This is a genomic window from Amycolatopsis sp. NPDC089917, assembly GCF_040684635.1.
Lineage (GTDB): Bacteria > Actinomycetota > Actinomycetes > Mycobacteriales > Pseudonocardiaceae > Amycolatopsis.
Genome location: NZ_JBFBGL010000076.1, coordinates 1 through 11905, shown reverse-complemented (window position 1 = coordinate 11905; position 11905 = coordinate 1). Strand labels below are relative to the sequence as shown.

General features: G+C 67.6%; 11 protein-coding genes. 6 read left to right on the top strand and 5 right to left on the bottom strand.

The genetic code is table 11. The annotated features are described in order from the left end of the window. Positions 1–246: 246 nt before the first annotated feature. The 3 genes from AB0N89_RS35625 to AB0N89_RS35615 form a co-directional block, all read right to left on the bottom strand. Positions 247–2232, bottom strand: a complete 1986-nt coding sequence (locus tag AB0N89_RS35625; protein ID WP_364214273.1) for a M6 family metalloprotease domain-containing protein — start codon at positions 2230–2232, stop codon at positions 247–249. Between the two features lie 120 nt (positions 2233–2352). After that, on the bottom strand, positions 2353–3219 hold the full coding sequence (gene prmC / locus AB0N89_RS35620) for a peptide chain release factor N(5)-glutamine methyltransferase (RefSeq protein ID WP_364214270.1): 867 nt from the start codon (positions 3217–3219) through the stop codon (positions 2353–2355). 84 nt (positions 3220–3303) lie between these two features. Continuing rightward, positions 3304–3852 (bottom strand): HD domain-containing protein, encoded by a 549-nt coding sequence (locus AB0N89_RS35615; RefSeq protein WP_364214267.1) that lies wholly within the window; start codon positions 3850–3852, stop codon positions 3304–3306. 209 nt (positions 3853–4061) lie between these two features. On the opposite strand from AB0N89_RS35615, the gene AB0N89_RS35610 reads away from it, so the two are divergent. From AB0N89_RS35610 to AB0N89_RS35590, 5 genes are all read left to right on the top strand, one after another. Next, a complete protein-coding gene (locus AB0N89_RS35610; protein WP_364214264.1) occupies positions 4062–5327 on the top strand; it encodes a mannosyltransferase family protein in 1266 nt (421 codons plus the stop codon). A 103-nt stretch (positions 5328–5430) separates the two neighbouring features. After that, positions 5431–6417 carry a glycosyltransferase family 2 protein gene (locus AB0N89_RS35605; protein ID WP_364214261.1) on the top strand — a complete coding sequence of 329 codons (987 nt, stop codon included), beginning with the start codon at positions 5431–5433 and terminating at the stop codon, positions 6415–6417. After that, positions 6414–6848 carry a GtrA family protein gene (locus AB0N89_RS35600; protein WP_364214258.1) on the top strand — a complete coding sequence of 145 codons (435 nt, stop codon included), beginning with the start codon at positions 6414–6416 and terminating at the stop codon, positions 6846–6848. The genes AB0N89_RS35605 and AB0N89_RS35600 overlap by 4 nt, the downstream gene beginning before the upstream one ends. 117 nt (positions 6849–6965) lie before the next feature. Further along, on the top strand, positions 6966–8399 hold the full coding sequence (locus AB0N89_RS35595; protein WP_364214255.1) for a hypothetical protein: 1434 nt from the start codon (positions 6966–6968) through the stop codon (positions 8397–8399). Positions 8400–8593: 194 nt separating this feature from the next. Further along, a complete protein-coding gene (locus AB0N89_RS35590) occupies positions 8594–9331 on the top strand; it encodes a hypothetical protein (RefSeq protein ID WP_364214252.1) in 738 nt (245 codons plus the stop codon). 12 nt (positions 9332–9343) lie between these two features. On the opposite strand, the gene prfA is transcribed toward AB0N89_RS35590, so the two are convergent. Both prfA and rpmE read right to left on the bottom strand, forming a co-directional pair. Then, the gene (gene prfA, locus AB0N89_RS35585) at positions 9344–10414 is read right to left on the bottom strand and encodes a peptide chain release factor 1 (protein WP_364214249.1); all 1071 of its coding nucleotides are present in this window, start codon (positions 10412–10414) and stop codon (positions 9344–9346) included. Between the two features lie 92 nt (positions 10415–10506). Next, positions 10507–10734, bottom strand: a complete 228-nt coding sequence (rpmE, locus tag AB0N89_RS35580) for a 50S ribosomal protein L31 (protein WP_007028345.1) — start codon at positions 10732–10734, stop codon at positions 10507–10509. A 223-nt stretch (positions 10735–10957) separates the two neighbouring features. Between rpmE and AB0N89_RS35575 the strand changes: the two genes are divergently transcribed. Next, positions 10958–11503: a hypothetical protein gene (locus AB0N89_RS35575; RefSeq protein WP_005150384.1), complete on the top strand. Its 546-nt coding sequence runs from the start codon at positions 10958–10960 to the stop codon at positions 11501–11503. Positions 11504–11905 lie beyond the last annotated feature (402 nt).

Here is an 11905-nt window from a genome sequence, read left to right as displayed (position 1 = left end):
CTTTCGCGACGTCTGATGTCCCGAAAGTGGCTTTCGCGACACCTGGGGCGGTGTCCGGGTGTCGCGCGCCTGGTGCGGACCAGCGGAGCCTGAGGTTGTGAAAGCCACTTTCACAACGTTGAAGGTTGCGAAAGTGGCTTTCACCAAGCTCCCCGGCGAGGACACGAGCCCCAGCGGGCAGAGCGGTCACACGTCTTGCCGCTCAGGACGCGACGGCAGGTCCGTGAACCGTCCGGGCAGCTCCCGTCAGAAGGCGAAAGCGGTGCAGAACGACGTCGCCGTCTTGCCCGGGTCGGCGATCGACGTCGCGGTCAGCTTGATCCGCGCGGCGTGGTCACCGCCCGCGGCCCGCTTGGCGTGCGCCGTCGCCGAGGAGCGCCCGCCGAACGGGACGGTGGACAGCTCGTTCGGCAGCCGGACCTCCCAGCCCTTCGCGGTGGTGGACGCGCTCAGGCGGTAGGTGTCGGTGTTGTACGGCGCCACCGACCCGTTCGCGTTGCCCGTGTTGAGCACCGGGAACGAGCAGGTCGCGAGCCCGTTCTTGCCGAACGCGGGTGCCGACGGCCACAGCGAGACGCCGCGGGCCTGCGAGCCCGAGCCGTCGAGCGAAGCCACCGTGACGACGTAGGACAGCACGCCCTTGCGGTCGCGTTCGATGTCCGAGACCAGGAACTTCAGCCGGTTGGCCGTGTCGGTGTATTCGTACTTGCTCGCCGAACCGGTGCCCGCCTTGAACGCGGCGTCGTTGAGCTGGCGGTAGTCGCCGATCGGGATCGGGACCGCGGTGCCGTCCGGCTTCTTGTAGTCGGTCATGCCGATGTCGGCCGGGTTCGCGTCGACGATCCATTCGAACGGCGCGTTGTCCTGGTTCTTCGTCTTCGCGATAATGACGCCGGAATCGGGGGCGAAGGAATCGCTGCCCATCCGGTCGACGACCTCGACGGTGTAATTGTCGTAGCCGCCGCCGTCGCAGAACGGATCCTTGGACCGGTCGCATTTCGGGGACAGGTCACCGCCGGGGAGCGCGATGGTGATCCCGCTGTAGGCGCCCTGTCCCGGAAGGACCGAACGCGCGGTGATCCGCGTGGAGACCGGACCGGTCTTGGCGAGCCGGTTCCGGTCGAGCTTGAGCACGTCGTCCTTGTCGATGATGTCGAGCTTCATCTTGGTGCGCAGCATGTGATGCGACCCCATCGAGCCGCCCTGGATGGCCGGGATCTGCCAGCGCGTGTGCGGTCCGCCCGGGCCGTTGAAGCTGCCGCGCGACATCATTTCCCACGGACCGGTGTAGCTCCTGGACGGCGGAGTCCCGAACGGGTTGTTGTAATTGTCGCCGATGCCGAGAATGTGACTCAGTTCGTGCGCGTAGACCGCCTGTCCCGAGCTTTCCGCCTGAGTCGAGGAACCGGTGACCGCGTTCGGCCAGATGCTCGCCGCCGATTTCCACGACGTCCACGGGACGTAGCGGGTGGACGCGGCGTTGGGCATTCCCGCGACCCCGGGGCCGAATTCGTCGGGCACGTTCTCCGGCTCGCCGAACTTCATCACGCCGAATTCCTGCCAGGTCGAACTCTCGTCCTGGCCGGCGGAAAGGTAGAAGACGAAGTCGAACTGCTTGGAGACGTCACCGACGTCCGCCCGCCAGGCTGCGCCCGCGTCGGCGCGCAGGTCGCGTTTGCAGTTCGCCCCCGTCGGGCAGGCGTCGGGCTGGAACTCCATGCCGTACTCGAAGGACTTGCCGGGCAGCCGGTACGGCCCGAAGGCGGTCAGTTCGACGCCCATCCTGCCGCCGGAGTCCTCCATCCAGTACTCGTTGATCGTGTGGCCGTTGTTGATCGCCTGCGGCTTGTTGAGGAAGTCCTGGTAGAACTTCGCGACGTCCGCGCGGGGGACGTCGCTGGCGGCGGGGCCCGGATTGCCGAACACCGTCGAATGCGGGGCCTGGGTGACGGCGAAGTCCTGGTCCGGGTAGTCCGCGAGCACCACGGCGCCCTTGAACGTCCGCTTGGTCGGCTTCAGCGTGGGGTCGGCCCAGTTGGTGCCGGGCGGCTTGCGGTAGTCGTCCCACGTCATGTGGTCCTGGTTCTCCCAGGTCGACCCGTCGATCGGGGCGGGCCAGCCCTTGGCGGGAGCCGCGGCGGACGCGGGCTGGGCGACCAGACCGGGCAGCAGCGCGACGGTGGCGAGGACGGCGAGTGTTCTCAGTGGGGCTCGTCGGAGAGACGATCGCATCGGGGTACACCTCCCAGTCGGACCGCCGATGAGGCGGCCGTGATCGACGTTAGGAGGCGGGCTTTGTCCTGGGCACCGACGGAAGTCGTGAGTCCTGCTAACCATCCGCCGAACGCGGGATCAGGAGACGCGCAAGGCGGTGACGAACCGCGGCCGTCCGGTCAGGTCGAGGTGCCCCTGGACATCGGTCAGCACTCGCCGCGCCCGCACCAGCGCCGGGACGGCGGACCCGTGCGTGTCGTCGTGCTCGATCGCCATCCCGCCAGTGGGCCGCAGGAGCCGCGCGGCGGCGGCGATCGCGTGCCGGATCACCGCGAGCCCGCTCTCCTCCGCGAACACCGCCCGCGGCGGGTCGTGCTCGGCGACCTCCGTCGGCACCGGTGTGCCTTCCGGGACGTACGGCGGGTTGCACAGCACCAGGTCGACGAGGCCGTCGAGCTCGGCGAACATCGTGCTGTCCCCGACGTCTCCGGAGTACAGCCGGATGGGCGTGTCCCCCGCGTCGGCGTGGACGTCGGCGTTGTGCCGGGCCCAGGCGAGCGCCTGGGCGTCGATGTCGACGGCGTAGACGACGGCGTCCGGCCGCGCGTGCTGCACGGCCAGCGCCAGCGCGCCGGAGCCGGTGCACAGGTCGACGACCACCGGGTACTCGCGCCCGTGCAGCAGTTTGAGGCCCCACTCCAGGAGCAGCTCGGTCTCCGGGCGCGGGACGAACACCCCGGCGCCGACGTTGACCGTGATGTCGCCGAGCGCGGCCCAGCCGGTGAGGTACTGCAGCGGGATCCGTTTGGCCCGCTGGTTCACGAGCTGGCCGATCGCGTCGATGACGGGCGGGTCCACCAGCGGCACCATCGGCAGGCGGCCGCGATCGACGCCGAGGACATGGGAGGCGATCAGTTCCGCGTCCGAGCGCGGTGACGCCACACCGGCCTCGGTGAGGATGCGGGTCGCTTCCATGATGGCGAGGCGCAACGGCTGCCGGTTCACTGGTGTTCCTTCACAGAGTCAAGCCTGACACACGAGGCACGCGTGCCGGGGTCGATACACGCGGGCTCAGGGTATCGATTGCTTTCAGCGCACCCGCCACGAGAGCGAAGACAGCGTCAGCGCCGCTTCGGCCACCCGCCGCGCGAGGTCGGTCCGAAGGCTCTTCGTCGCGGAGGAGATCCACTCGTCCACGTTCCGTACGCCGACATCGCGGTACTCGACCGCCTGAAGCAGCATCTCCAGCTTGTCCGCGTCGCGCGCGTACAGCGCTTCCGCGCTCTCGGCCGTTTCGTACTCGTCGACGGCGTCGCGTACCGATTCACGGGCGGCTTCGGGCAGCGCCGACGTCTGCGCGGCGGTGATCGCCCGGGGATCCGGCTTCTCGACGAATCCCTTGATCGTGTGCGGGAGGTCACCGGTCCGCGTCTCCTGCGTGTCGTGCCAGAGCGCGAGGTACGCCGCCCGCGCCGGGTCGGCGCCGCCCTCGGCCGCCAGCAGTCCCGCGAGCTGCGCGACCCGCGCGGTGTGCTCGGCGACCGATTCGGGATCGCGGACCCCGGCCTGCCACCACCCGGCCCGCCGGATCCGCTTGAGCACACCCAGTTCGAAACCGAATCCGGCGAGGGCTTCCACAATTCTCCTTGGCGTCGGGGGCGGATACCCGGTCAGTCTCCCGCGCCGCCGCCGGAGTGCGCCGAGGCGGTCGTCCGCCGCATACGAACGGTGTTCTAGAATTCCCCGACCGGGTTCGGCGGCACGGGGGACCGCCCGATTCGGCCTCCATTCCCATTGTTCTCGGGCATCCGCTCGTACTGGGCCGAGTCCTGCGAGGAAAGTCGCTCATGACCGAAACGATCACGGAGAGTGTCACCCAGGAGCGGGCCGTCGACGCCGAGCGCGTAACCGGCCGCGAACGTGTGCGCCGGTGGCTGACCGGTGACTTCGGCAAGGTTCTCCTGGTCGTCCTGGCCTGGAACGTCGCGCTGATCGCGGTGGCGTGGCTGTTCGGCCCGTCCACCCCGGCGAGCGAGGGCGTCCCCAAGACCGGCATCGGTTCGACGCTGAGCCTGCTCTCCCACACCTACCGCTGGGACGCGGGCAATTACGGCGAGATCGCCGAACACGCGTACACGGGCAGTTACGTACCGTTGCGCGCTTTTTATCCCGTTTTCCCGATTTTCGTGTGGCTGGTCAAAACCGTCAGTTTCGGCACACTCGGCCTGCTCACCGCCGGATTCCTCGTCAACCTGGTCGCCACTTGGCTGGCCGGCGTGGCCCTGCTCAAGATCGCCCGGTTCTTCCTCCGCGCGCCCCGCTCGCAGTGGCTGGTCGTCGGCGCGTTCCTCACCGCGCCCGCCGCGTTCTTCCTGCACTCGTTCTACAGCGAGGCGGTGTTCTGCGCGCTGGGCTTCTGGGCGTACCTGTTCGCCTTGCGGCGGCAATGGCTGTGGATGGGCCTCTGCCTGATCCCGCTCACCGCGTCGCGGATCACCGCCGCGGTGTTCGTCGGCCTGTGCTTCCTCGAATTCTGGCGATCCTCGGGCTGGAAGCCGCGCGGCCTGCTGTCGTGGAACATCCTCTGGTTCCCGGCCGCGTACATCGGCCTCGGCGCGCACATGCTCTACATGAAGCTCCAGACCGGCAGCGCGATGGCGAGCTTCACCGCGCTCAAGGGCGTGAGCACCTGGTCGTACCACCAGTTCAACCCGAACATCGTGGAAACGACGCTCACGGAACTCAAGGTCACCTTCGGCGCGCTGGTCGGCGACAGGCCGATGGACGCGTGGACGCTGATGAGTCACGTGCTGCCCACGCTCGGCCTGATCCTGCTCGTGGTGTCTTCGATCTACGTCTTCGTCGCGCTGAAGGCGGACGGCCTGCCGTTGGCCCTGTTCGGGATCGCCTCCTTCGTGATGCTGACGATCAACAGCAACGTCGTCTCGGTGCACCGGTACCTGCTCCCGTGCCTGGTCATGTACATCGCGCTGGTGCTGCTGGCCGAACGGCGCCCGAACCTGCGCGGCGTGGCGTACGCGACGCTGTACCTCAACTCGCTGATCTGCGGCGCGATCTTCGTTCGCTTCGTCGCCGGCCACTGGGCGGGCTGACCACCCGAAAGAAGGACATTCCGCCGATCTTCTAGAATCAGCTCGCCCAGGCCGTGAATCCATTCACCGCCTGTTCCAGAGAAAACGCAACGGGGGTAATCCGGTGCCCGGGGATCACGACAGACGCCGAATCGCGTTCATTTTCCCGATCTTCAACGAGGAAGAGAACATCGAACTCCTCCACCGCACGGTGGACGAGGTGATCACGCCGCTCGCCGGCAAGTACGACTTCAGCTTCGTCTACATCGACGACGGCAGCCGTGATCGCTCGATGGACATCCTCACCGCGCTGAGCAGACGCGACGACCGGGTCACCGTGATCGAGCTCTCCCGCAACTTCGGTCACCAGATGGCGGTCACCGCCGGGCTCGACCTGGTGGAAGCGGACGCCGCGATCATCATGGACAGCGACATGCAGGACCCGCCGCGGGTGGCGCTGGAACTGATCGAGAAGTGGGAAGAAGGCTTCGACGTCGTCTACGCGCAGCGTCGCTCGCGCCAGGACTCGGCGTTCAAGCGGTTCACCGCCGGCGCCTTCTACTGGTTCCTCCGGAAGATGGCGTCCGTCGACATCCCCCGGAACACCGGCGACTTCCGGCTGATCGACCGCAAGGTCGTCGACGAGCTGCGGAAGTACCGCGAGCAGGACCGGTTCCTGCGCGGGCTGGTCAGCTACATCGGGTTCAAGCAGACCGCCGTCCTGTTCGACCGAGACAAGCGGCACGCGGGCGTGACCGGCTACCCCCTGCGCAAGATGCTCCGCTTCGCCGCGGACGGGATCCTCGGGTTCTCCGTCGCGCCACTGCGGATGATCACTCGGCTCGGCTACCTGATCTCGCTGCTCAGCTTCCTGGGCATCCTGTACGTGGTCAGCGTCAAACTGTTCGCGCCGTCCACCGCCGTACCGGGCTGGGCGTTCATCACCGCCGCGATGTTCTTCCTCGGCGGTATCCAGATCATCATGCTCGGGGTGCTCGGCAGCTACATCGGCCGGACGTACTCGCAGGTGCAGAACCGTCCGCTCTACGGCGTCGCGTCGGTCCGTACAGGCGCCGAGAGCTCTGTCGGAGAGCGAAGCGTCGCCCGGTGAAGCCGATCAACGCCACTCAGGTGCGCTTCGCCGTCGTCGGGGTGCTCAACACCGCTGTCGACGCCGTCGGCTACGCCCTGCTGGCGACGTTCGGCGTCCCGATGTTCGTCGCGAACTTCATCTCGACCACGGCGGGCATGCTCCTGAGCTTCACGCTGAACCGGAACTTCACCTTCCGGGCGAAGGACGGCGACATCCGCCGTCAGGCTGTCCTCTTCTTCGCGATCACCGCGTTCGGCCTGTGGGTCGTGCAAGCCGCGGTGATCTTCGCGATCAGCAAGCTCTTCCCCGGGATCAACCTCCTCATCCCGAAGCTCGGCGCGATCGCGGTGGGCATGGTGTGGAACTACGTCCTGTACAAGAAGGTCGTCTTCCGGCAAGCGCGGCCCGAACCCGCCGCCGTGGTTCAGCCCGGCTCCCAGGCAGGCTGACCCTCCGGGATCGCCCGGCCCGCGAAAAGTGGCTCGGAGTGATCGGCAAGCTTCTCTCCGCAGGGGTCGCGGAGGGCACGGGCTGATCACACTTCGGCGTCTTCTAGGGTGGCGCGGGTGAAGTTCCGGGAGATCCAGCTCGCTTCAGGTGTGTTTTTGGCCGCGCTCGGGGCGCTTCTCGTCAGATTCCTCGTTCCGCGGCCGATCGGCATGGCCGACAACGGCGACGGCTGGCGCATCCTGTGCCATCTCGGCGCCCGCGAGATCGACCGGCCTTCGGAGCACTTCGTCCGCTTCTCCTACGACGCCGCCCCGGCCTGCAACAGCGAGTACATCTCCAGCCAGAGCTGGATCGACAAGGTCGCCGGCGGGGCCGGACGGCTGCTCGACCTGCCGGGGATCCTGAACCTGCTGGTCCTGGGCGTGATGGGCTGTCTGCTGGTCGCGGGCGGGATCGCCGCGATCGTGGTGGGCCTGCGCCTCTCGGTCCGGAACAGCGTCATCGCCACGGTCGCGATGCTGCTGGTCGCGGCGGACTCCGCGTTCTTCGGGTACTTCGCCTCGGTGCTGAGCGAGGGCGCCGCCTTCGTCGGGATGCTCTTGCTCGCCGGCGGGATCCTGCTGATGCACCGCACCGGGTCGTGGCGCTACACCGGGGCCGCGATCACCATGTTCGGCGCGATGATCGGGATCAACGCGAAGTCGCAGACGCTCCTGCTGATGCCGATCTTCGCGCTGGCGCTGGTGCTCGTCCGCCCGCCGGGCAGCCGCGGCACGGCACGGTGGGCGCTGCCACTGGCCGTCCTCGCCGTCGTGTCCGCCGGGACCGTGCTGACGCAAGGGGCGGGCGACTCGGCCAACGCGGAGTACCGCGAGGCCAACATGTACCACGTAGTGTTCAACGGGATCGTGGACGGGAAACACGACACCGCCGGCGACCTCGCCGCGCTGGGCCTCCCGCCCCGGTTCGGGCAGTACGTCGGCACCGGCTGGTGGAGCGAGAACGCGGCTTGGAAGGACCCCGAGTACGGCCGGTACCGCGACAAGATCAGCCGCCGGAACGTCGCCCAGTACTACCTGGAGCACCCCGTGCGCGTGGTCGAGATGCTGCACCGGTCCGCGCAGGAGACGCTGACCGCGCGGGTGCCGAACCTCGGCAGCTTCGGCGAACAGGCCGGGCAGCCGCCGCTCGCCAAGGAGTACCGGGTCCCCGTCCTGTCCGGGATCACCGGCTGGATCGCCCCGCTGGGCCTGTTCGCCCTGCTGCCGATCTGGCTGTTCATCGGCTGGGCCGGGCTCCGCGCGGTCCGGAACCGCACCGGCCGCCGCGACGTCGGCGTCGTGGTGCTCATGTTCCTGCTCTTCTCGATGGGCCAGTTCCTGGTGTCCGGTCTCGCCGAAGGCATCGAAAACGTCAAACACCAGCAGCTGACGATCTTCCCGACCCTGCTCGCCGCCGCCTTCGCGGCGCTCTCGTTCCTGCCTCGGCGCGAGGAAGAACAGCCGGTGGCCGAAGAACGCGAGCCTGAGAAGGCGGCCGTTTCCGGCTGACACTCGTCGCGACCTTCGTTTCGATAGGGAATGTCGGGTGATATTCCACGGGGAAGGAAATTCGTTTCCCTGATCCCTTGAACTGATCGCAGGTCCGAGTAACAAGGAATTCCGGCAGCCCTCAACAGCACGCGACGCGGGCGACACGTAGGCTGAGACGCATCTGTCGTCGCCGAAGGGCCAGCCGAACAGTCATGGATCTCCGGGAAACGGAAGTCGTCACGCGGATATCCGCGAACATCGACACCGAGGATTTCGCCGCGGCCACCGAGCTGGGGGAACGGTTCGTCGGCGAGTTCGAGGCCACCGAGCTGGAGATCTGCCGGGCGGATCCCGAAGGCGGCTGGAAGGGATACCTGGTCTCCGTCGGCTATCGGACGCCTCCGGCCGACGGCGAAGAACTCACCGAAACGCTGCACCGGGCCGCGCTGCCCGCGCTTTTCCACTTCGGCCTGAATGCGGAATTCTTCGAAATCCGCGGCACGCCGGACACCGGGCAATACGGGAGCTACGACGCCTATGACACCTCGGCGGACGGATTCACGCTCTATTCACTGATGGCCGCCGTCGGCGGCACCGATCCTCGCGAGCCGGCGTACGTCACCAGGCACGATTTCACCCCGCGGGTGGAAACGGATGTCATCTCGCGAGTGCATCTTTACGTCCCCACCGGCGACCTGCGGCTGGCGCTGGGCCTCTGCGGCCGTACCGCCACCGACCTTTCGGCGTCGCTGGTCCGGATCAGCACGGACGCGGGACCTTGTGAAGCGGTCCTGCTGTCGGCGTTTCCGGCCCTCGCCGGGGAAAGCGGCGAAGAGGCGCTCAGCCGGGTCACGGACGAGGTCACCGAGAGGCTTTCCGGGGTGAGCATGTCCGTGCGGGCCATCCACACCGGACTGGAGGATGACCCGTTCTCCACCGAACCCTGCTAGCGGGCCCGGCCGTCAGCCGGCGTGGGCGGCGAGCCGCTCTTCGCGGTCCGCGGTGATCAGCGCGTTCAGCACACCGTCGAGGTCGCCGTCGAGGACCTGGTCCAGGTTGTAGGCCTTGTAGTTCACCCGGTGGTCGGCGATGCGGTTCTCGGCGAAGTTGTAGGTGCGGACCCGCTCGGAGCGGTCGACGGTCCGGACCTGCGAACGACGCGCGTCCGACGCCTTCGCGGCGGCTTCCTCCTCGGCGATCGCCTGGAGACGGGCCTGCAGCACCTGCAGGGCGCGGGCGCGGTTCTGGATCTGCGACTTCTCGTTCTGGCACGAGACGACCACACCGGTCGGGAGGTGCGTGATCCGCACGGCCGAGTCGGTCGTGTTCACGCTCTGGCCGCCGGGGCCGGACGAGCGGTAGACGTCGATCCGCAGGTCGTTCGGGTCGATCTCGACCTCGACGTCCTCGGGTTCGGGGTAGATCAGCACGCCGGACGCGGAGGTGTGGATGCGGCCCTGCGATTCGGTGGCGGGCACGCGCTGCACACGGTGCACCCCGCCCTCGAACTTCAGCCGGGCCCAGACGCCGTCGACGTCGGCCGAACGGCTCTTGATGGAGACGGTGACGTCCTTGAAGCCGCCGAGGTCCGAGTCGACGGAGTCGAGCACCTCGGCCTTCCAGCCGTGACGCTCGGCGTAGCGCAGGTACATGCGCAGCAGGTCGCCGGCGAACAGCGCCGACTCCTCGCCGCCTTCGCCCGATTTGATCTCCATGACCACGTCGGAGCCGTCGTAGGGGTCGCGCGGCAGGAGCAGTTCGGTGAGCTTGGCTTCGAGCACGGGGATCTTGGCGGAGATCTCCTCCGCTTCGGCCGCGAAGGCCGCGTCTTCCGCCGACAGCTCCTTCGCCGTCTCCAGGTCTTCGCGAGCGGTGTCGAGCTCCCTCACCGTCTTGACGACCGGGCTCAGCTCCGCGTAGCGACGACCGAGCTTACGAGCGCGCGCCTGGTCGGCGTGCACGGACGGGTCGGCCAGCTGCTCTTCCAGCTGGGCGTGCTCTTCGAGCAGACCCTTCAGCGAACTCGAATCCACCACTCCACCTCTCAACGACCCGGGAAAACCAAGGCTGCGACACAACGAAAACGGCGCCTACCCGGACATGCGGGTAGGCGCCGTCGTTCAAGCTACTTGGCGTCTTCGGCCTTCTTGCGCTTGCCGTAGCGAGCCTCGAAGCGCGCGACGCGGCCGCCGGTGTCCATGAGCTTCTGCTTGCCGGTGTAGAACGGGTGGCAGTTCGAGCAGATCTCGACGTGGAGGTTGCCGGAGGTCTTGGTGCTGCGCGTGGTGAATTCGTTGCCACAGTCACAGTTGACGTGCGTGACGACGTACTCGGGGTGAATACCGCTCTTCATGGTGTCCTCTCTCGTTGGCCCCGGGTCCCCGTTCGGGGTGAACCGGTGCCGGACTTCAGCGGATGATTTTGCCAGATGTGCTGGCAGTGGCGTCAACGCACCCCTCCCCCGGCATATTCCAGTACGTTGAGTTATCAACTATCGACGCCGAGTTGTACGAAATTTGTACTTGATCACGAGACCGTTCTCCCTGTTGGTAATTCCTCAACAGGAGGTACTGATCATGCGCACCATCCTCGCCAAGGTGGCGAAGCCGGCGTCCGTCGCCGCGCTGGCCATCGCGGCCCTCGCCGTGGCTCCGGTCGCCGGGGCCGCACCGGCCGCCCCCGAAGCGGGCGCCACCATCACCGCCGCCGACATCAACCCGGCCGCGGGAACGTTCACCACCGTGCCCGAGGGCGACCTGTCCATCCAGGGCGCCGGTGACGGCACGCCCGCCGGCGCCGTCCAGTGGTACAAGAACCACGCCGGCTCCACCGCGTACCAGGGCCTCTGCGAAAAGGCCGCCGAGAACGCGTACGGCACCACCGGCGTCTGGGCCTCGGCCAACGCGCACTGGAACGGCGCGAGCCCGAAGCACACGACCGGGACTCCGCCGAAGGGCTCCTTCGTGTACTGGAACATCAGCCAGTGGGGCCACGTCGGCATCGCCGACGGCTCCGGCGGGATCTACGCCTCCAGCATCGGCGGCAAGATCGGCCACGCTTCGAGCGTGAACTACTTCAACAACTACCGCGGCTGGACCCCCGCGGCGGTTCCGCACCGCTGATTCCCTGGCGCTTCGGGGGTAGCGCGCAGCAGCGCGTGAAGGCCCCCTTCTCTCGGTTCAGCCGGGGGAAGGGGGCCTTCACGCGCTTCAAGGTGTGGGCGCGAGTCTCGTGAGTGGCTAGGACGGTTCTCGGCTCCAGGCGTCGTGTTCGGGCGAGAGGGCGATCACTCGTGATCAGACGGCGATCATGCGTGATCAAGCGGCGATCACCGAGTTCGCCGTCTGATCACGCGAGTTACGTTCCTGATCACGCGAGTTACGTCCTCGGCCATGGTTTTGCGGGACCGGCCGACCTTCACGCGCATCCGAGACTTGAGGGGAGCCGGGCCTCGGCGATGAGGGCCGAACGGACGTCGCGAAAGCCACTTTCGCGACGTCTGGCGTCCCGAAAGTGGCTTTCGC